The following is a 19,433-nucleotide window of genomic DNA, read 5'->3' on the forward strand; positions in this document are numbered from 1 at the left end:
TTGCCGACGAGGCCGTTCTCGCATAGCCGGAGCAGAAAAATATGGCGCGTGTCATTTCGGTTGAGGCCGAACGTTTTCCGATCGCCGGAACCTTCACCATTTCACGTGGTTCGAAGACGGAAGCCGAGGTCATAACCTGCACGATCAGCGAGGACGGTCACACCGGCCGTGGCGAATGCGTCCCCTACAAGCGCTATCGCGAGACCATGGATGGTGTCCGTGAGGCGATCGAGGCGATGCGCGACCGGATCGCGGGCGGCATGGGCCGGACAGCCTTGCTCGATGCCATGCCTGCGGGAGCTGCCCGCAACGCCATCGACTGCGCTCTGTGGGATCTTGAGGCGAAGATCAGCGGAACATCCGTCGCTACCGCAATTGGCGCCGTTCCGCTATCGGGACTCGAGACGGCCTACACGCTGTCGCTGGGCGAACCGGAGGCGATGGCGGCGCAGGCCCGCGCCAATGCGGCGCGGCCGTTGCTCAAGGTCAAGATCGGTGGTGACAACGACATCGCCCGCATCCGCGCCGTCCGGCAAGCGGCGCCCAACAGCCGCATCATCCTCGACGCCAATGAGGGCTGGACCGATGACAACATCGTTGCAAACCTTGCCTTTGCCGCCGAGCAAGGCATCACGTTGATCGAACAGCCGTTGCCGGCCGGCCACGACGAGATCCTGCGCCATATCGCGCATCCCGTGCCGATCTGCGCCGATGAAAGCGTGCACGAGGCGAAGAACCTTGCCGCGCTTGTCGGCGTCTACGACGCCGTCAACATCAAGCTCGACAAATCGGGCGGCCTGACGGCGGCGCTCGTCCTGCGCGATCGTGCCCGTGAACTCGGTTTCAGCATCATGGTCGGCTGCATGGTCGGCACGTCGCTGGCGATGGCACCGGCCGTCTTGCTGGCCCAAGGCGCCGATTTCGTCGACCTCGACGGTCCGCTGCTGCTTGCCCGCGATCGCGTACCCGGCCTTGTCTACCAGGGATCTTTGGTATTACCCCCTGATACGGCCTTGTGGGGCTGAGCGCGCCGCAAGCCCGATCAAGACCAATCCGATCAGGGCGACCGGGATCATGGCAAAGAAGCCGTCGACGCCGAAACGGTCGTAAAGCGGGCCGGACGCCAACGTCACCACCGCCATGAAGAACCCGTTGGAGAAATAGGCGATGCCTTGCGCGGCACCTGTCTGCTCCTCGGAAATCGTCTCGCCGATCATTTTCTGCAGGCCGATCAGCACCAGCGCCACCGAGACCGAATGCAGCGTCTGGACGCAAAAAAACCCGGCAACACCGAGGCCGAGCGGCCAGACCAGGGGAAAGGCGATCCACCGCACGACGGCCCCAACCCCTGCCATCATCATGATCGTCACGACCGAGAACGCGCCGAAGAAGCGGGTGAACATCATGAACATGCAGACTTCGGACACCACGCCCCACGCCCACAGCAATCCGACAACCGAATCGCCGATGCCGATCGATTTCCAGTAGATCGAGACGAAGCCGTAGAGGAATGCGTGGCTGGCGGTGATGACGCCAACGCCGATGGAAAAATACAGGAAATATGGGTTGAGAAGTTTTGGCGCCGACTGCTGGATGTCGGTGGCCGAAAGCGGCGAGGCGCGGCGCGGACGGCCAAGGCGCGGCGCCAGCAAGCCGGCTGCAAGGGTGGCTGCCAGCGATACGAAGATGATCACCGGAACGGCCCCAGGGCCGGTCGCCGACAGGATGAAGCCGCCAGCAACGTTGGCGAACAGGTAGGAGATCGAGCCCCATTTGCGCATGCTGGTGTAGTTCGAACCGAAGCGGCGCACGCCCGACAGCGCAAGCGAATCGGCGATCGGCGAATGCGGCGTCCAGACAATGGTCAGCGCCAGCGACACCGCCAGCACCATGGCATAGGTCGGCGTCAGGAAATATCCCGCCGACAAGAGCAGCGCCGAGGCCACCAGCGCGACATAGACATCGGCGCGATCGCTGGCCCTGTCGGCCAGCGCGGTCAGCAACGGCGTCGTAATCACGCGCAGGAACATCGGTGCCGCCAGGATCACGGCGATCTGCTCGGCGTGGAAACCCTTGGCCTGTAGCCACAGCGGGAAGTAAGGCAGATGCGTTCCGAGCGGCACGAACAGCGTCGCGAAAATCAGGCTGATGCGCAGTTCGAAATGGCGCGGCTTGACGAGCTGTTCGGGCGAAAGCGGCGGCAGGGACATGAATCGATCCAATAACGCTGCACTCGACCAGCCGGCAACGCGTATCGATCCCTTAACATGGGTGAAAACCGGGCGAAACCGGTTGGCCTAATCGATTGATCCCAGAGCCGAAATGAACTCCGGCGCTATGCCGCCTGCCCCACCCGGTCCTCGATGAGCATCGGGATGAAGGGCTCGTCCGGCGCCTCGGGCAGCACCTGCGCCCAGGTCAGGATTTCCATCCGGCCGTCAAAGTGCTCGACAACGGCGGTGCAGCTTTCCACCCAGTCACCGGTGTTGATGTACTGGACATCGCCAAAATTCTCGATGGCGGCATGATGGATATGGCCGCAGATGATGCCGTCGACATGCGAGCGGCGCGCTTCCTCCGCAAGCATGGTCTGGAACGAGCCGATGAAGTTCACCGCCTTCTTGACGTTGGCCTTGGCCCAGGACGAGAACGACCAGTACGGCAGGCCGAGCAATTGGCGAAGCCGCGTGATGACCCGGTTGACCAGCATTGCCGCATCATAGGCGTGGTCGCCAAGGTAGGCGAGCCAGCGCGCATTGTGGACGACGGTATCGAACTGGTCGCCGTGGATGACGAGCAGGCGTTTGCCGTCGGCGGTTTCGTGGATGGCGCGGTCGGCGACGACGATGCCGCCGAAGTGCACGCCCTGGAACTGGCGCGCGAATTCATCGTGGTTGCCGGCGATGTAGGTGATGGTGGCTCCCTTGCGCGCCTTGCGCAGCAATTTCTGCACGACGTCGTTGTGGCTTTGCGGCCAGTGCCAGCTCCGCCGCAACCGCCAGCCATCGACGATGTCACCGACAAGATAGATGATGTCGGCGTCGTGATATCTAAAGAAGTCTATCAGGAATTCGGCCTTCGCCGCCTTCGATCCGAGGTGGACGTCGGAAATGAACATGCTGCGGAAAGTGCGGGGCTCTTGGCCGGACATCGCGATTTCACCGTTGCTTTCGCGCAGCCTATGCCCCGATTCATGCAACAACCGTATGACGGTTGCGATTGGTCCAGCCGAGGGACTAGCTTGCCGCCGGCTCAAGAGGAGAAAATCAACATGGATCTCGGTATTCGCGGAAAGAAGGCTATCGTCTGCGCTTCGAGCAAAGGGCTTGGGCGCGGCTGCGCCATGGCGTTGGCCGAGGCCGGCTGTGACATCGTCGTCAACGGCCGCAACGCCGAACTGGTGGCGAAAACCGCCGCTGAGCTGCGCGAGCGCTATGGCGTGGCGGTGACGGAAGTTATCGGCGACGTCTCGAAGCCCGAGGTGCAGAAGGCGCTGCTCGCCGCCTGCCCCGAGCCGGATATCCTCGTCAACAACAATGGCGGCCCGCCGCTGCGCGATTTCCGCGAACTCGATCGCGCAAAAATCCTCGAAGGCGTCACCCAGAACATGGTGACGCCGATCGAACTGGTCCAGGCCGTCATCGACGGCATGGCGGCGCGTGGCTTTGGCCGCATCGTCAACATCACCTCGCTGTCGGTCTACATTCCCATCCCCGGCCTCGATCTGTCGTCGGGTGCGCGCGCCGGCCTGACATCGTTCCTCGCCGGCGTGGCACGGACGGTGGTGGATCGTAACGTGACCATCAACAGCCTGCTGCCGGGCAAGCTCGATACCGACCGGCTGCGCGGGCCGCATGAGGCCGGCACGGTCGAAGACCCCGCCGCTGCCGCCGCGCGCAAGACCCGCATCAGCGCCGATGTTCCGGCCAAGCGGCTCGGCACGCCGGAGGAGTTCGGCCAGATCTGCGCCTTCCTGTGCTCGGTCCATGCCGGCTATCTGACCGGGCAGAACATACCGGTCGACGGCGGTCTCTACGTCAGTGCCTTTTGATCGACACGCCTGCCAAACAGCAAGACTCATCCGGCATGAAATCCGCATAAGCATTTGATATATTGTTGTTTAGGACGCGCCGCCGGGCAGAGCTGCCGGCGCGTCAATTAGCGTCGCGAAAAAGCTTGGCCGCATGCTAAAAGGACTCTCCAAGCAGATTTCAAGGAGCGGCCGCATGGAAGGCGAGAACAAGAAGACGGCACGTTCGGATCTCGATGAAGCCGCCCTCTACTTCCACAAATATCCAAGTCCGGGAAAGCTCGAGATCCAGGCGACCAAGCCGCTCGGCAACCAGCGGGACCTCGCGCTCGCTTATTCGCCGGGCGTCGCCGCCCCTTGCCTCGAAATCCGCGACGATCCGGCGACCGCCGCCGACTATACGGCGCGCGCCAATCTGGTCGGCGTCGTCTCCAACGGATCGGCGGTGCTTGGCCTTGGCAATATCGGACCGCTTGCCTCCAAGCCGGTCATGGAAGGCAAGGCTGTCCTGTTCAAGAAGTTCGCCGGCATCGACGTGTTCGACATCGAGATCGACGCGCCAGGCATCGAGCGCATGGTCGAGACGATCTCGGCGCTGGAGCCGACCTTCGGCGGCATCAACCTCGAGGACATCAAGGCGCCCGAGTGCTTTGAGGTGGAAGAGCAGTTGAAAGCCCGCATGGGCATCCCGGTGTTCCACGACGACCAGCATGGCACCGCCATCATTGTCGCCGCCGCCGTGCTCAACGGACTGGAATTCGCCGGCAAGGCCATCTCGGACATCAAGATCGTCACATCCGGCGCCGGCGCGGCGGCCCTTGCCTGCCTCAATCTGCTGGTTTCGCTCGGCGCGCGGGTGGAGAACATCTGGGTCACCGACCGTTTCGGCGTCGCCTACAAGGGCCGCATCGACGAGATGGACCGCTGGAAAGACCCCTATGTGAAGGACACCGAGGCGCGCACGCTGGCTGATGTCATCCCCGGCGCCGACGTCTTCCTCGGCCTCTCGGCGGCAGGCGTGCTGAAGCCGGAGCTGCTGCAGCACATGGCGCCAAAACCATTGATTCTGGCGCTGGCCAACCCCAATCCGGAGATCATGCCGGAGGTGGCAAGGGCCGCCCGGCCCGACGCGATGATCTGCACGGGGAGATCGGATTTTCCCAATCAAGTCAACAACGTCCTGTGCTTTCCTTACATATTCCGCGGTGCGCTGGACTGCGGCGCGAGCGCCATCAATGAAGAGATGAAGATGGCCGCGGTGCGAGCGATCGCGGCGCTTGCCCGCGAGGAGCCTTCGGACGTCGCCGCGCGCGCCTATTCCGGCGAGACGCCGGTCTTCGGACCCGAGTTCCTGATCCCCTCGCCCTTCGATCCGCGCCTGATCCTGCGCATCGCCCCGGCCGTCGCCAAGGCGGCCTGCGACACCGGTGTCGCCACGCGTCCGATCACCGACTTCGCCGCCTACATCGACAAGCTCAATCGCTTCGTCTTCCGTTCCGGACTGGTGATGAAGCCGGTGTTCTCGTCGGCCAAGGCCTCGACCGCCAAGCGTGTCATCTATGCCGAGGGTGAGGACGAACGCGTGCTGCGCGCTGCCCAGGTGGTGCTCGAGGAAGGCATCGCCGAGCCGATCCTGATCGGCCGGCCGCATGTGGTCGAGGTCAGGTTGAAGCGCTACGGATTGCGCATCAAGCCCGGCGTCGATTTCGGCCTGATCAACCCGGAAGACGACCCGCGCTACCGCCACTATGTCGATCTGCTGATCGAACTCGCCGGCCGGCGCGGCGTGACGACGGAGGCGGCGCGCACCATGGTGCGCACCGACAACACGGTGATTGCGGCACTCGCCCTGAAACGCGGCGACGCCGACGCCATGATCTGCGGCCTCGAGGGCCGCTTTGCCCGCCATCTGCGCAATGTCACCCTGATCATTGGCCCGCGTGCCGGCATCAGGGATCATGACCTGTCGACGCTGTCCATGCTGATCTCGCAGCGCGGCATCATCTTCCTCACCGACACCTATGTCTCGGTTGATCCGACGGCGGAAGAGATCGCGGAGATGACCATTCTGGCGGCGGAGGAAATCAGGCGCTTCGGCATCGAGCCCAAGGCTGCCCTTCTGTCATTCTCCGACTTCGGCTCGCGCGATGCGCCGAGCGCACTGAAGATGCGGCAGGCGGCGGCGATCCTGGCGCGGATTGCGCCCGAGTTGCAGTGCGACGGCGAGATGCATGCTGACTCGGCCCTGTCGGAGCAGTTGCGCCAGCGTGTCTACCCGCACTCACGGTTGAAGGGCGAAGCCAACCTGCTGGTATTCCCGAATCTCGACGCTGCCAACATCACGCTCACCGCGCTGCGCACGATGATGGATGCGCTGCATGTCGGTCCGATCCTGCTTGGCACCGACAAGCCGGCACACATACTGACGCCGTCGGTGACTTCGCGCGGCGTGGTCAACATGACAGCGCTGGCGATCGCCGAAGCTGCACAGCAGGCACAGGCGATCGCCAATCTGGGCTGAATGCCAATTTCGCGCTAAACTGCGGTTAACCGCGAACACGGTAGCCTTGCGGACGATCAGGCGGAGTTGGGCGGATGACAAGCGGAGGGTGGAAGCAGGCGCATGCTGCCGTGCTGCTTGGCCTCTTGCTTTCCGGCGCCGCGGTCACCGCGCCACAGGCCGCCCCACGGGTCTGTCGCCAGTTGGAGGCCGATCTGGCAGCTGCCTCGCGCGGTGGCGGTGGTGGTCCAGCGCTGATCCGGAAATACGACGCCGCCATCGCCAGGCAACGCGAGCAGATCTCGAAGGCCCGCGGCCAGTCCAGCAGCGCCGGCTGCGGCTTTTCGCTGTTCGGCCGCAACGTCAATCGATGCGCCGAGCTCAATGCCACCATCGAGCGCATGAATGCCAATCTCGACGCCTTGCAAAGCAAACGCGAACGACTGGCCGACGGCGGCGGCTCGCGCCGCGATCGCGGACGCATCCTGGCGGCGCTCGACGCCAATGGCTGCCGCGACGACGACAACACAATTGCTCCACGGGGCGCACCGCTGCAGGAAGCCAACCGCGAAGACAGCAACGCAAACCTGTTCGACCAGCTTTTCGGCGGCAATGGCCGGCAGCTCGATACGCTGGATACACTTGACCAACCTGACGATCCCGGTGAGGAGCGCAACGTCCGCCGAGTGCTCAACCAGCCCGGCATACCGGACTTTCCGAGCATCGGCGGCGAGTTCCACACCACTTGCGTGCGCACCTGCGACGGCTACTTCTTTCCGATGTCGAATGCCGCCTCGGTCAGCGATTTCGAACGCGACCAGAAGAATTGCGAATCGAGCTGTCCGGGCACCGAGATGCAGGTCTTCTATTCGCGCGGCATGGACGACGATTCAGCGAACATGACGTCGTCGGTCACCGGCAGACCCTACAGCGAGTTGCCGACCGCCTATCTCTACAAGCAGTCCAACATGTCGCGGCCGCCGGCTTGCGGTTGCAACGCGGCGCAGAATTTCCAGATCATCGGCGGCAATCCGCCTTATCAGCAGCTGTCGCAGCCCGAAACGGACGCGGCACCGCTCGTTCCGGTCCCGGTTTCCAAGCCCGAGCCGGGCGCCGACCCGGAGACGCTGGCGAACATTGAAGGCGGACTTGACCGCGAAGCGATCAAGCGGCTCTCCGTCAAGCCGGTGACGTCGCCGGTGTCCACTGTGCCGCCGGAGCAGCGCAAGGTCAGGGTCGTCGGGCCAGCGTTCCTTCCCGACCCATCAGCGGCAATAGATCTGCAAGCTCCGGCCCCGAAGGCAGTCCGGTAAGGGCGAGCCTGAGCGGCATGAACAGTGCCTTGCCCTTGCGGCCGGTCGCTTCCCTGATCTTGCCCGTCCAGTCCTTCCAGATCGTCCCGCCCCAGGGCTCCTCCGGCAACAGGTCGAAAGCCTGACTAAGAAAATCGCGGTCGTCATCGGAAAACTCCGGCTTCTCCTGCGGCCCCTCGCGCAGGATACGCCACCAGTTCACGGCATCGGCCAGCCTGTCGAGATTGCCACGAACTGCCAGCCAGAAAGGCTCGGCTTGCTCACCTGAGACGCCAAGCACGATCAGCCGGTCTCGCGCCTCGGAGAACGGCATATGATGCAGCAGCGCCCGGTTGAGCACGAACAGTTCGTCCGGATCGAACTTGGCCGCGGATTTCGATGTCGCCGCCGGATCGAAGCGTTCGGCAAGCTCGGGCATCGTCGGCACCGCAGAAACGTTCTCCGAGGTGCCCACCAGCACGGCAAGCGAAGCGACGGCCATCGGCTCGATGCCGTCCTCGCGCAGGCTCTCTATGGAAAGTGCACCGGTACGCTTCGACAGTCCCTCGCCCGATGCGGTGGTTAGAAGATTGTGGTGACCGAAGACCGGCGGCTCGGCACCCAGCGCCTTGAACAGGGCGATCTGCACGCCGGTGTTGGTGACGTGGTCGTCGCCGCGGATGACATGGCTGACGCCCATCTCGATGTCGTCCACCACCGAAGGCAGCGTATAGAGATAGGTGCCGTCCTCGCGCACCAGGACCGGATCGGACAGCGAGGCCAGATCGACGGTCTCCTCGCCGCGCACCAGATCGTTCCAGTGGACCTCGGTGCGCTCGGGTTGCTGCGGATCGCTCGAAAAATTGGGCAGCAGGAAGCGCCAGTGCGGCCGGCGGCCATCGGCCTGGTATTCGGCGACCTGCTCTCGCTTCAGCGCCAGCGCCTCACGGCCATAGACCGGCGGCAGGCCGCGCGTGCGACGCACCTTGCGCCTGAGATCGAGCTCCTCCGGCGTTTCGTAGCAGGCATAGAGAACGCCCGCCGCCTTCAGCCTCTCGACCGCCGCGTCATAGATCTCGAAGCGCCGGGACTGATATTCCGTGGCGTCCGGGAAAATACCCAGCCAATGCAGGTCGTAGAGGATGGCGTCGGAAAATTCCTGCTTCGACCGGGCAATGTCGGTGTCGTCGAAGCGTTGGATAAAGCGGCCCTTGTTGTTCAAGGCGAACAGCCAGTTGAACAAAGCGGTGCGCGCATTGCCGATATGGATGCGGCCGGTCGGCGACGGGGCGAAACGAACGGTGACTGTCATGAGCGGGGCGTACCGGATGCTTTTGTGATTGACAAGACGCGCCCCCGCGCTGTGCGGCAGACATAGAACATGGCGCGCGCAATGAAAAGACCAGGGGCGGCGTGCGCCTCGGGCGGCTCATAGGCGCCGGCCAGTCCAGCGACGCCGGCCATGACCGAGCGTAGCCAGCCGGTGGAGCCGACGCGGGTCGAGATGATGATGCCGTTAGACGACTGCCGCTCGGTCCGGTCGCCATGGGTCAACGCGGAGAGGGCTGGCGCCGACGAACAGGTCGTTGAAGGCGATCAGCGACCGAAGTCGTCGGAACTGAGGCGGGTCCATCGGTCGCCCATCAACCCACCGATAAAGATGTCGCCGGAGCGGACCGCTTGCGTGACCTCAGCGATTCGCGAGTGGACCATCGTCCCCCCTGCATAGCGGAAGAAGAGATTCTTGTAGCCGAAAAGTTGAGGCATGAATTTGCTCTGCGTCTGCCCGGTGATGCCTACGCATCCCATGTCCCAGGCGGCCGCGACAAGGCTATCCAGCGTCGCGCCCCAGTGAGATCCGGACGCCTGGATTTGCAGCAGGCTCGCGATGTCGCCGGCTTGACCGTAGAAGGCATAACAACCGAGCATTTTGCCCGTTTCGTCGTAAGTCCCACCAAAATGAAGTGGGCCGTCCGCCCGCTTCTCGGCCGCCAGTGCGAGCAGCCGTGGGAGTTCGCCATCCCTCCAACTCGGTCGAAGAGAGCAATCGGAGAGGAGGGTCGGCAGCCGCTCGGCAAATTGCGTGGCGTCGATCGGCTCATGGTGGACCCGTTGCGACGATGAAAGCTGGACCGGGGGCTCGAACCTTCCTTTCGCAAGAGCATCGAATGCTCGCGCGCAGGGATCGAGTGCCAAGCGAGGCAGGCCGGGCCATTTACGACGCAGTGCGGCGGCGGCCATCGCGGCCGGCCGGAAAATACAGGTCCATCCCAGACAATGCACCGGCAGGAGCTGATACTTCATCGGACGCACGAAGGCCAAGGATATCCGGTTGGCCGAGTCGGTCAGTTGCAGATCGAATTCGCCTTGATGCACGGCACGCAGCAATTGCGGTCCGGCCGAACCGTGATCGGTGTCGGGGTCTGCCATGAGCGGACCGATGATGGCCGCATTCAATGCCGCTCCGTTGAGTTCGTAACGGGCTTTCAGAGCGCCGAGGAACCCACCCAGACGACCCTGCCGGTTGATCTGGACGAGAGCGTTGCTCGCACCGGACTGGCCGGCAGGGTCAAGATAAATCTCTCTCATATACTCGGCCGTCTCCGCGATCGCGCGATCGAGGAGGCGACGACGACGCCGGCGAAACTTCGTCAGGAAGAGCGCGGCGACGTGCTCAAGATCTTCGGCAGCGAGCGGCCGAACCGAGCCGTGCTGAGATTCCAGCACCGACGGCGCAACCACCTTTTCCGGAGCGGCATTTGCGGAAACAAGATGCATCGTGAAGCCTATGGAGCACGTCTGCGGAGGACGACATCCCACGCCGATCAATCGGATCCCAGGCCATGCATAGACCACCTTTGGATTGCTTTGCGTAAATGTATATTCAACCAAAGGTAGAACCGGCATATCTCCATTGGTATTATAAACAAACCGTCTCAAAACTCAGGATCTGGAAAGGACTTCACGTGCGGATTTGCTCGGCCGGCATACGCTGAGTGACGGGGGACATGTCACGCCCGTCGATGCGCTCGCAACAGGTTCGGCTCCGCTCTGCGATTGCGTGCCCCGCGCCCGGTAGAGGTGACCTCCGGCCGAAGCTGGAGGCCACCCCAGGTCAGCTGACGAGCCCCTTGGTCAGCTCGAGCGCCTGGCGCTCGAACAGGCGGCGGTAGATGCCGCCCTTCAGCTGGATCAGCTCGTCATGCGAGCCTTCCTCGACGATGTTGCCGCGATCGAAGACCAGCAGCCTGTCGAGCGCCCGCACCGTCGAAAGCCGGTGCGCGATCACCAGTGTCGTGCGACCGACCATCAATCGTTCCATCGCCTGCTGAATCAGCACCTCCGATTCCGAATCGAGGCTCGATGTCGCCTCGTCGAGGATCAGGATGCGCGCATCGGCAAGGAAAGCGCGCGCGATCGCCACGCGCTGACGCTCGCCGCCCGACAGTTTCACGCCGCGCTCGCCGACCAACGTGCCGTAACCCTTCGGCAGGCTGGTGATGAAATCGTGTGCGCTCGCCAGCCGCGCGGCATGCTCGATCTCGTCCTGCGTCGCCGTCGGTCGGGCATAGGCGATGTTTTCGGCCAGCGACCGATGGAACAGGATCGGTTCCTGCTGGACGATGGCGATCTGCCCGCGCAGCGAGGCTTGCGCCACCTGTGAGATGTCCTGGCCATCGATCAGGATTTTTCCCACGTTCACGTCATAGAGCCGCTGGATGAGCTTGACGAAAGTTGTCTTGCCCGACCCCGAATGACCGACGAGCCCGACACGTTCACCCGGCGCGATATCGACCGAAAAGTCGCGATACAGCGGCGATCGATGGTTGCCATAGTGAAAGGTGACGTTGTCGAAGCTGACGCGTCCCTGCGTGATCCGGATCGATTTGACGCCGGGCCGGTCCTCGATGCCGAGCGGTTCGGACTGGAAATCGACCAGTTCCTCCATGTCGTTGATCGAACGCTGCAGATTGCGGATATGCGTGCCGATATCCCTGAGATAGCCCTGCAGCACGAAGAACGAGGTCAGCACGAAGGCGACGTCGCCGGCGCTCGCCTGCCCCCACGACCACAGCATCAGCGCCAGGCCGATCACCGCGGCGCGCATGACCAGCAGCAGCGCCCCTTGCGTGGTGCCGTTGATGGTGCCGCGCATCCAGGTGCGCCGCGTACGCGCACGCCATTTGGCGACGACCCTGGCGAGGCGGCGCTCCTCGCGCTCCTCGGCGCCAAAGCCCTTGACCACGGCGTTGCAGCTCACCGCGTCGGCCAGCGAACCGCCGAGGCGCGTGTCCCAGGTGTTGGCAAGCCTCGCCGCCGGCGCGACATAGCCAAGCGACAGCAGCGCCGTCACCGTGATGAACAGCACCGAGCCTGCGGCAACCACCACGCCCATCAGCGGCCAGAACCAGCCCAGCAGCAGCGTCGAGCCGACGAGCATGACGACCGACGGCAGGAGCGCGATGAGGATGGTGTCGTTGAGCAGGTCGAGCGCCCACATGCCACGCGTCACCTTGCGCACGGTCGAGCCGGCGAAGCTGTTGGCGTGCCAGTCGGTTGAAAAGCGCTGCACGCGGTGGAAGGCATCGGCGGCGATCTCGGCCATCATCTTCAGCGTCAGTTCGACGATCCCCATGAAGGCCAGGTTGCGCAGCACGACGCCTGTAAGAGCCAGGGCGATCAATACCGAAAACGCCGTCATCGCGGCATTCCAGGCAATCGCGTCCGCGCCAGCGCTGCTGGCTACGGCATCGACCAGCCGGCCGGAATAGAGCGGCGTCAAGACGTCGGCCAGTGTCGACAACAGGAACCCGCCCATGATGAGCGAAAGCCGCCACGGCTGGTGCCGCCAATGGGTGAGCGTGAAGCCAAGAACGCTGCGAAAGGCGCTCGCGCGCAAATCGATTCTGAAACGAGCCATGATGTCATTCGGGCGCAAACGAGCCCGATCCCAGAAAGGTCGAAAATTGAAGAAGCCGCGGAGGGCTAATATTTGCCCAGAATGCGGGGTGGCATATTCGGCGTCGCGCCCGCAGTCGGGCGGCGAACGGCATCGACAAAAGCCTATTCTCGATCCGGCTTCGGCACGAAGGGTAAACCCTCGCGGAGCGCCTGATGAGACCTAGGCTTCGCGGCCTCGCATTACCATTTGAAATACTGCCATTCAGACCTCCCGCAAATCAATCGCGGAGAGGCTCTTATAGAGACGCCCTGGTGCATCGCCAAGACGAGCTCACGCCAAAAGCGTATCTGGTCCAACCACTGCGATTATTTTGCAACAACGACTGATCTACCGCGCGCTTGATTGCTGAACGCGATCGACGCGGCTACCTGTGCCCTGCCCGCTATGCCCCGGCCAGACGATGATATCGGCGAGATAAGCGAACATCGTGCGATCCGTGGTCGCCCGGCCGAAGCCGACTTGCAAACGGCGTCTAGCCACGATCCCTGAAACGATTGGTGATGGGATAGCGGCGGTCGCGGCCGAAATTCTTCCGGGTGATCTTCACACCTGGTGCCGCCTGCCGGCGCTTGTATTCGGCGATGTAGAGCAGATGCTCGACGCGCGTCACCGTCGCCCGGTCATGGCCGCGTGCGACGATGTCGTCGACGCCCATCTCGTTCTCGACCAGGCATTCGAGGATGTCGTCCAGCACCGGATAGGGCGGCAGCGAATCCTGGTCGGTCTGGTTCTCGCGCAATTCCGCCGACGGCGCCTTGTCGATGATGTTCTTCGGGATGACCTCGCCCAAAGGTCCGAGCGCGCCCGGCGGCACATGGCTGTTGCGCCAGCGCGACAGCGCATAGACCTGCATCTTGTAGAGGTCCTTGATCGGATTGAAGCCGCCATTCATGTCGCCATAGAGCGTGGCGTAGCCGACCGACATCTCGCTCTTGTTGCCCGTCGTGACCACCATCGAGCCGAATTTGTTGGAGATCGCCATCAGGATGGTGCCGCGCGCGCGGCTCTGAAGGTTTTCCTCGGTGATGCCTTCCTTGGTGCCCTCGAAGAGCTGCGTCAGCGCGTGCAGGAAACCTTCGACAGGCTCGAAGATCGGCACGATATCATAGCGGCAGCCGAGTGCACGGGCGCAGTCCTCGGCGTCCTTGAGTGAATCCTTCGACGTATAGCGATAAGGCATCATCACCGCGCGTAGCCGCTCTTCGCCGAGCGCGTCGACGGCAAGGGCCGCGCAGATCGCCGAATCGATGCCGCCGGACAGGCCGAGCACGACATTCTTGAAGCCGTTCTTGTTGACGTAGTCGCGCAGGCCCAGCATGCAGGCGCGATAGTCGGCCTCCTCCCGCTCGGGAATCTTCGACATAGGCCCTTCCGAGCAGACCCAATGATCTCCTTGCCTGTTCCAGGTGGAGACATCGACCGCGTCCTCGAACTGGCTCATCTGGAAGGCCAGTGTCTTGTCCGCGCCGATAGCGAACGATGCGCCATCGAAGATCAGCTCATCCTGGCCGCCGAGCTGGTTGGCATAGATGATTGGCAGCCCGCATTCGATGACCTGGCGGATGACGACCTGGTGGCGGACATCGATCTTGGCGCGGTAGTAAGGCGAGCCGTTTGGCACCAGCAGGATTTCCGCCCCGCTTTCCGCCAGTGTCTCGCAGATGCCGACATCGCCCCAGATGTCCTCGCAGATCGGAACTCCGATCCGCACGCCGCGGAAATTGACCGGTCCCTGGATCTCGGGTCCGGCCTGGAAGACGCGCTTTTCGTCGAACTCACCGTAGTTCGGCAGATCGAGCTTGTAGCGCTCGGCGATGATCTTGCCGCCATCGGCAAAGACGATCGAATTGTGCGTGCCGCTCTTGCGCTTCAGTGGCGTGCCGATGATGACGCCCGGGCCGCCATCAGCGGTATCGGCGGCAAAGTCCTGTGCCGCCTTTTCGCAGGCTTTCAGGAAGGCTGGCTTCAGCACCAGATCCTCCGGCGGATAACCGGCGAGGAAAAGCTCGGTATAGAGCACGAGGTCGGCGCCCTGGCGGGCGGCGTCCGCCCTCGCCTCGCGTGCCTTGGCGAGGTTGCCGGCAATGTCGCCGACGGTCGGATTGAGCTGGGCAACGGCGATGCGCAGGATGTCGAGTTTCTTGGTCATGCCTGCGGTTTAGCGCGGCAAAATTCGCCGGGCAATGGCGTTCATTTGGGCCACTCCAGACCGATTGACGTATGTCAATCGTGTCGGACAGGATGACATATGTCATTCGTGTCTTGACCGATCGACGGATTTCAATCGCGCTTGGACGACCGGCGTTCAGTCCTGGTCACCCATGTATTCGCGCAAGGATTCCGGCGAATTGTTCTCGCCAATCGACATCGCCAGGATGCGCGAAATATGCCGGCGCGGCAGGCCCGTCTCCGCAGCCCAAGTGTTGATCTGCACCTGGATCTTGTCGAGATCCTTCTTCGAGGTCGGGCTCTCGGCGATGTCGAGGCCCGCGTCGCGTAGCGCCGCCGCCATATCGCCTGAAATGACGAAGGCGTCCCAGCCCAGCCAGCGCAGAAGATACTGCCCGGTGTTGCCGCCAAGCCGGCTGCCATGCTTGCCGAGATAGGCCATCAGCCCGACCTGGTCGCCGGCCGGCCAGTTGGCAAGGAATTTGCCGAAGCCGCCATGCTCCTTCGATACGCGCTCGACGAAGGCGGCGTTGTCACGCACGGACTTGATCTTCTGCGGATTGCGAACGATGCGCTTGTCGGCCGTCAGATCGTGCCAGAAATCATCGGGCTGGAACAAAAGCCGCTTCGGCTCGAAGTGAAGGAAAGCCTCCTCGAAGCCCGGCCATTTCTGTTCGATGACCCGCCAGACGAAACCGGCGGCGAAGACGCGCTCGGCTATCGTCGACAAAATGCGATCGTCCGTGATGTCGGCCACAGCGGCATTGTCGGGCGCCGGCCCCAGCAGCGACGAAAGCTCCGCCTCGCCGCCCTTGCGTTTGGCCGCACGAGCGCGGATTTTTGCGAAATCTGGCATTCTGCTCCCATCTCCATGTCGTGCTTTTGACGACCCGGCATCTTCCTATATGGAAACCAGGCTGCCAAGCCGATGCTTTTGTATGGAGACATCCATGAACAAGACCGTGCCCGAACTGGCCAACCGCTGGCTGAGGCGAAACCCGGAGAACCTGAGCGAGCTTGAGAGGCGGGTGCTGCAAAGCGCCGTCGACCGCAAGCCGGTATCGCAGAATGTCAATGAGAGCCTAGCCGGCCTTCAGGGTGCAGGCGACCGCATCGCCGACGCCATCGCCCGTATCGGCGGCTCGTGGGCGTTCATCCTGTCCTTCATCGCCTTCCTGGTCCTCTGGATCGGTGCCAATTGGTGGCTGCTGGGGCGAGATTCGTTCGACCCCTACCCCTTCATCTTCCTCAATCTCGTCCTCTCGATGATCGCTGCCTTGCAAGCGCCGGTGATCATGATGTCGCAGAACCGCCAGGCCGCGCGCGACCGCATCGACGCCGCCCATGATTACGAGGTCAATCTCAAGGCCGAAATCGAGATCATGGCGCTGCACGAAAAGCTGGACGAGTTGCGTCACAGCCAGATCATCGGCATGCGCGACGAGATCGCGCAGATAGCCGAACGGCTGAAGCGGATCGACGAACGGCTCACTCCCCAGACCCAGCCCTCATGACGGACGCGATCCATCATTTTCATCGAACAGTATGGGCTGCTTGCCGTCTTTCTCGGCTGCGTCGCGGAGGGTGAAAGTGCTGCCATCCTCGGTGGCTTCTTCGCGCACCAACAGGTCTTCGTGCTGTGGCACGCCTTCGTCGCGGCCGCCCTCGGTGCGTTTGTCGGCGACACCTTTTTCTTCATCCTGGGACGAAGCTTTGCCGACCATCGCTATGTCGTCAGATTGCGCAAGCGGCCTGGTTTCCGCCGCGCCTTTCGCCTGCTCAACACCCATCCCAACATTTTCGTGCTGTCGAACCGCTATGTCTACGGCATGCGCCTCGTCGGCGGCATAGCAGCGGGGCTATCGCGCATCCCGGTGCAGCGTTTCGTTATGCTCAACGCGCTTTCATCGATCATCTGGGCCGTTCTGTTCGGCACCATCGGCTATGTTTTCGGGCTGGGCGCCGAACACATTATTGGACAGGCACTGGCCCACCATGAACGGTTGCTGATCGCGCTTGCCATTGGCTTGACGGTTGCGGTCGCTGCCTGGTTCGTCGCCCACCATGGCGCAAGGAAACAGCGCGCCAGGGAGAGCTGATCGTCAGTCTATGCCAAGCGCCCGATCGCCCCGGTCGAGGATCAGCGGGATGATCAGGTCTTCCTCGTCGGCAAGATGCCGGGTCAGCATGGCGATCAGCCGGCTGTTTTCGGCGGCATAGGCGTCGGCGGCGAAGCGCTGTCTGTCCTCACTCTCCTGAAGCGTGTTGAAAAAGGCGTTGGCTGCCTCGGCATTGCGCTCCAGCCCCTCGTGGATGGTGTGATGATCGGCATCGAGAATCTCGAAACCGCGCTTCAGGCGCGTCTCCGCTTGGGCGAAGACCGGAAAATAGTGATGATCCTCGACATTGTGGTGACCGTCGAGATGGCCGAGAAAATGATTGAGGCGCGGCGCGAACCAGCGCGCGAAGTCGGGAGCCGTCAGCCTGCCCTCGCGATAGTCGCCAATGCCGTTGGTCAGCATGCCGCCGAGTTCGCGGAACATGTCGTGCCGCTGCAGCCACATAGTGGCGACGCCATGGATGTTGGCATGGCCCTGCCAGTTTTCACGCGGGTATTTTTCGGCCAGCCAGCGCAAATCGTCCGGCAGCCGCACCCGTTCAAGCAACAGAAAATTGGCGGCCTCGCTCATGACAGTCTCCTTTGGTGACCGTCATGTAGGGATCGAAAGGCTGGAAGGCTATAGCAGACATAGGTCTCGCCATCACCGGAGATGGCGCGTCGTTACGCCCGGTCGGTGGCCAGTGCTCCAGATAGATGCTTGAGCCGCTGGGCTGGCCTTACCGCCTTGGCCTCCTGTCGCGCGGCAGAGCGTTGACGAACCGCTTGATTGCCCCGAGCACCGGTTGCTGAGTGCCCGCAAAGAACCAATGATCATTGCCGTCGAGTTCAACGAATTGAGCGCCAGCGATCTGGCTTGCCATATCGCGGCCTGCCGCAATACGCACGGCCCGGTCATCCCGGCGGTGCAGCACCAGCGTGGGCACGGAAACCCGTGGCAGGAGGTGTCTCACGTCGGTGTCGCGCAACGCCTCGAGCACGGCCCAAATACCGCCGGGACTGGAGGCCGCGCGCAACAGCCCTGCCCACCAGGCCCTCGCTTGGGGATCACGCGAAAGGCTCGGCCCGAAGGTTTCGATCCCGGCAGGGCCACCCCATTCGGTGACGAGTTGCTGGCGCCAGGCGTCATATTGGCTTGCCCGCAGCGCGTGCGGAAAGTCCGGCGCCCAGCAGCCCTTGGCCAATGAGCCGAACAGAATGAGGCCAGCCACGAGATGGGATTCATCGGCCGCGAACTTGATGCAGGCCGGCCCGCATTCCGACGCCCCGAACAGGACGACCCGACGCGCGTGCGCCGCCCGCAGGACGGTGCCGATATCCTCGGCCGTGACTTCGACGCTCGGAGCCGATCCGACCCGATCCGACAGCCCGATCCCGCGGCGATCGAACAAGATCAGTCGCCCAAGAGTCATCAATGAAAGCAGAAATGCCCGGCACGAGGGAAGCTCCCAAAGCCGTTCCACGTGCGACACGAAGCCGGGCATGATCAGGATATCGAGCTCGCCGCTTCCGTATGTCTGATACGCCAAATGTACGCCGGCGCCCTCTACATAGAGTGTTGTCGGAACAGCATCGGCCGGCGGCGCCGTGGTGGACTCCATGAGCGCTTCGGTTGCGGCTTCGGGCGCAATCCCAAGCTCGTCACGCAGCCGCTGTCTCAGTGCCGCGTGGTGTCGTTCCGCCGAACTTCGATCGCCGGCAAGCAGCAGGCTGCGGATCAAATGCCGGCCATACACCTCACTCAGCGGATCGAGTTCGACGAGGCGTCCCGCGTGCGCTGCCGCGGCAAAATGGTCGCCGGCGGCATTCTTGTCGTGCACGAGGCGTTCAAGCCCATGCATCAGCCGCCCCCTGAGCGCCTCGCGGCGATAGAACGCCCAATCGTCGAACTCGGGACAATCGTGCAGTGAGAAGCCCGCGAGGAAGTCACCCCGATAGCGCAGCCAGGCTTCCTCGAAAGCGCCTCCGTCGCAGGCGCTCTCGAACAGATGCGAGTCAACTTTCAGGTCGACCGCCGCAGACCACCGCACGCTGGTGCGGTCGGTCTCGAAAACATGCTGGCCGAGTGCAAGCTCGATACGATGAAGCATGCGCCGCAATCGCGCGCGGGCGGTCTCTTGGGGACTTTCGGGCCACAGCAGCGTGGCCATGACCTCTCGTGCAACAGCGCCCCGGGCCTCGGCGAGATAGATCAGCAGTGCAAGACCCTTGCGCAGGTTCAGCTTGATCGGGCGGCCGTCACCGTGGATCTCCGGGAACCCGAATGTCTGAAGCGAGAACCCAGTCATGAAATCTCCCGTTGCCTGTCGGCTCCCCCAAGGGACGCGCAGGGGACGGTCCATGGATAACAGTCAGGCCTG

14 protein-coding genes and 1 pseudogene are annotated in these 19,433 nt (G+C 63.1%); 6 read left to right on the plus strand and 9 right to left on the minus strand.

Features of this window, described 5'->3' with window-relative positions; genetic code table 11:
- Nucleotides 1-41: 41 nt before the first annotated feature.
- Nucleotides 42-1,025 carry an N-acetyl-D-Glu racemase DgcA gene (dgcA, locus tag BLS48_RS01620; protein ID WP_091575087.1) on the plus strand — a complete coding sequence of 328 codons (984 nt, stop codon included), beginning with the start codon at nt 42-44 and terminating at the stop codon, nt 1,023-1,025.
- On the opposite strand, the gene BLS48_RS01625 is transcribed toward dgcA, so the two are convergent.
- Nucleotides 996-2,210 carry an MFS transporter gene (locus BLS48_RS01625; protein ID WP_091575090.1) on the minus strand — a complete coding sequence of 405 codons (1,215 nt, stop codon included), beginning with the start codon at nt 2,208-2,210 and terminating at the stop codon, nt 996-998. The genes dgcA and BLS48_RS01625 overlap by 30 nt on opposite strands.
- Nucleotides 2,211-2,335: 125 nt before the next feature.
- On the minus strand, nt 2,336-3,118 hold the full coding sequence (locus BLS48_RS01630; protein WP_167364928.1) for a UDP-2,3-diacylglucosamine diphosphatase: 783 nt from the start codon (nt 3,116-3,118) through the stop codon (nt 2,336-2,338).
- Nucleotides 3,119-3,271: 153 nt separating this feature from the next.
- On the opposite strand from BLS48_RS01630, the gene BLS48_RS01635 reads away from it, so the two are divergent.
- The 3 genes from BLS48_RS01635 (at nt 3,272) to BLS48_RS01645 (ending at nt 7,843) form a co-directional block, all read left to right on the plus strand.
- On the plus strand, nt 3,272-4,051 hold the full coding sequence (locus BLS48_RS01635; protein ID WP_091575092.1) for an SDR family oxidoreductase: 780 nt from the start codon (nt 3,272-3,274) through the stop codon (nt 4,049-4,051).
- Nucleotides 4,052-4,226: 175 nt separating this feature from the next.
- The gene (locus BLS48_RS01640) at nt 4,227-6,551 is read left to right on the plus strand and encodes an NADP-dependent malic enzyme (RefSeq protein ID WP_091575095.1); all 2,325 of its coding nucleotides are present in this window, start codon (nt 4,227-4,229) and stop codon (nt 6,549-6,551) included.
- Between the two features lie 74 nt (nt 6,552-6,625).
- The gene (locus BLS48_RS01645; protein WP_091575097.1) at nt 6,626-7,843 is read left to right on the plus strand and encodes a DUF2865 domain-containing protein; all 1,218 of its coding nucleotides are present in this window, start codon (nt 6,626-6,628) and stop codon (nt 7,841-7,843) included.
- Here the strand turns inward: BLS48_RS01645 and gltX are convergent.
- The 5 genes from gltX to BLS48_RS01680 form a co-directional block, all read right to left on the minus strand.
- Complete coding sequence (gltX, locus tag BLS48_RS01650) at nt 7,761-9,134, minus strand: glutamate--tRNA ligase (RefSeq protein ID WP_091575098.1); 1,374 nt, start codon at nt 9,132-9,134, stop codon at nt 7,761-7,763. The two genes, BLS48_RS01645 and gltX, sit on opposite strands and share 83 nt — an antisense overlap.
- Before the next feature lie 284 nt (nt 9,135-9,418).
- Nucleotides 9,419-10,600, minus strand: coding sequence for a hypothetical protein (locus tag BLS48_RS01660; protein WP_091575102.1), 1,182 nt, complete (start codon nt 10,598-10,600; stop codon nt 9,419-9,421).
- Between the two features lie 337 nt (nt 10,601-10,937).
- Nucleotides 10,938-12,743 carry an ABC transporter ATP-binding protein gene (locus tag BLS48_RS01665; protein WP_091575619.1) on the minus strand — a complete coding sequence of 602 codons (1,806 nt, stop codon included), beginning with the start codon at nt 12,741-12,743 and terminating at the stop codon, nt 10,938-10,940.
- 514 nt (nt 12,744-13,257) lie between these two features.
- On the minus strand, nt 13,258-14,934 hold the full coding sequence (locus BLS48_RS01675) for an NAD+ synthase (RefSeq protein WP_091575105.1): 1,677 nt from the start codon (nt 14,932-14,934) through the stop codon (nt 13,258-13,260).
- 156 nt (nt 14,935-15,090) lie between these two features.
- Nucleotides 15,091-15,810: a DNA-3-methyladenine glycosylase I gene (locus BLS48_RS01680; RefSeq protein WP_091575108.1), complete on the minus strand. Its 720-nt coding sequence runs from the start codon at nt 15,808-15,810 to the stop codon at nt 15,091-15,093.
- A gap of 94 nt (nt 15,811-15,904) precedes the next feature.
- Here BLS48_RS01680 and BLS48_RS01685 point away from each other — a divergent pair, with 94 nt between their 5' ends.
- Both BLS48_RS01685 and BLS48_RS01690 read left to right on the plus strand, forming a co-directional pair.
- Nucleotides 15,905-16,468: a DUF1003 domain-containing protein gene (locus BLS48_RS01685; protein ID WP_091575110.1), complete on the plus strand. Its 564-nt coding sequence runs from the start codon at nt 15,905-15,907 to the stop codon at nt 16,466-16,468.
- Nucleotides 16,465-17,053, plus strand: a pseudogene (locus tag BLS48_RS01690) (DedA family protein). The gene BLS48_RS01685 and the pseudogene BLS48_RS01690 overlap by 4 nt, the downstream one beginning before the upstream one ends.
- A gap of 3 nt (nt 17,054-17,056) precedes the next feature.
- Here the strand turns inward: BLS48_RS01690 and BLS48_RS01695 are convergent.
- Nucleotides 17,057-17,644 (minus strand): hemerythrin domain-containing protein, encoded by a 588-nt coding sequence (locus tag BLS48_RS01695; protein ID WP_091575113.1) that lies wholly within the window; start codon nt 17,642-17,644, stop codon nt 17,057-17,059.
- A gap of 148 nt (nt 17,645-17,792) precedes the next feature.
- Nucleotides 17,793-19,361 carry a bifunctional AfsR/SARP family transcriptional regulator/alpha/beta hydrolase gene (locus tag BLS48_RS01700; RefSeq protein ID WP_091575116.1) on the minus strand — a complete coding sequence of 523 codons (1,569 nt, stop codon included), beginning with the start codon at nt 19,359-19,361 and terminating at the stop codon, nt 17,793-17,795.
- Between the last annotated feature and the right edge of the window lie 72 nt (nt 19,362-19,433).

This window comes from Mesorhizobium qingshengii (genome assembly GCF_900103325.1).
GTDB classification, from domain to species: Bacteria; Pseudomonadota; Alphaproteobacteria; order Rhizobiales; family Rhizobiaceae; genus Mesorhizobium; species Mesorhizobium qingshengii.

Bases quoted from the DNA above. Each gene is read 5' to 3' on its own strand.
- dgcA (WP_091575087.1), top strand. From the start codon at position 42: ATGGCGCGTGTCATTTCGGTTGAGGCCGAACGTTTTCCGATCGCCGGA.
- BLS48_RS01625 (WP_091575090.1), bottom strand. From the start codon at position 2,210: ATGTCCCTGCCGCCGCTTTCGCCCGAACAGCTCGTCAAGCCGCGCCAT.
- BLS48_RS01630 (WP_167364928.1), bottom strand. From the start codon at position 3,118: ATGTTCATTTCCGACGTCCACCTCGGATCGAAGGCGGCGAAGGCCGAA.
- BLS48_RS01635 (WP_091575092.1), top strand. From the start codon at position 3,272: ATGGATCTCGGTATTCGCGGAAAGAAGGCTATCGTCTGCGCTTCGAGC.
- BLS48_RS01640 (WP_091575095.1), top strand. From the start codon at position 4,227: ATGGAAGGCGAGAACAAGAAGACGGCACGTTCGGATCTCGATGAAGCC.
- BLS48_RS01645 (WP_091575097.1), top strand. From the start codon at position 6,626: ATGACAAGCGGAGGGTGGAAGCAGGCGCATGCTGCCGTGCTGCTTGGC.
- gltX (WP_091575098.1), bottom strand. From the start codon at position 9,134: ATGACAGTCACCGTTCGTTTCGCCCCGTCGCCGACCGGCCGCATCCAT.
- BLS48_RS01660 (WP_091575102.1), bottom strand. From the start codon at position 10,600: ATGCATCTTGTTTCCGCAAATGCCGCTCCGGAAAAGGTGGTTGCGCCG.
- BLS48_RS01665 (WP_091575619.1), bottom strand. From the start codon at position 12,743: ATGGCTCGTTTCAGAATCGATTTGCGCGCGAGCGCCTTTCGCAGCGTT.
- BLS48_RS01675 (WP_091575105.1), bottom strand. From the start codon at position 14,934: ATGACCAAGAAACTCGACATCCTGCGCATCGCCGTTGCCCAGCTCAAT.
- BLS48_RS01680 (WP_091575108.1), bottom strand. From the start codon at position 15,810: ATGCCAGATTTCGCAAAAATCCGCGCTCGTGCGGCCAAACGCAAGGGC.
- BLS48_RS01685 (WP_091575110.1), top strand. From the start codon at position 15,905: ATGAACAAGACCGTGCCCGAACTGGCCAACCGCTGGCTGAGGCGAAAC.
- BLS48_RS01695 (WP_091575113.1), bottom strand. From the start codon at position 17,644: ATGAGCGAGGCCGCCAATTTTCTGTTGCTTGAACGGGTGCGGCTGCCG.
- BLS48_RS01700 (WP_091575116.1), bottom strand. From the start codon at position 19,361: ATGACTGGGTTCTCGCTTCAGACATTCGGGTTCCCGGAGATCCACGGT.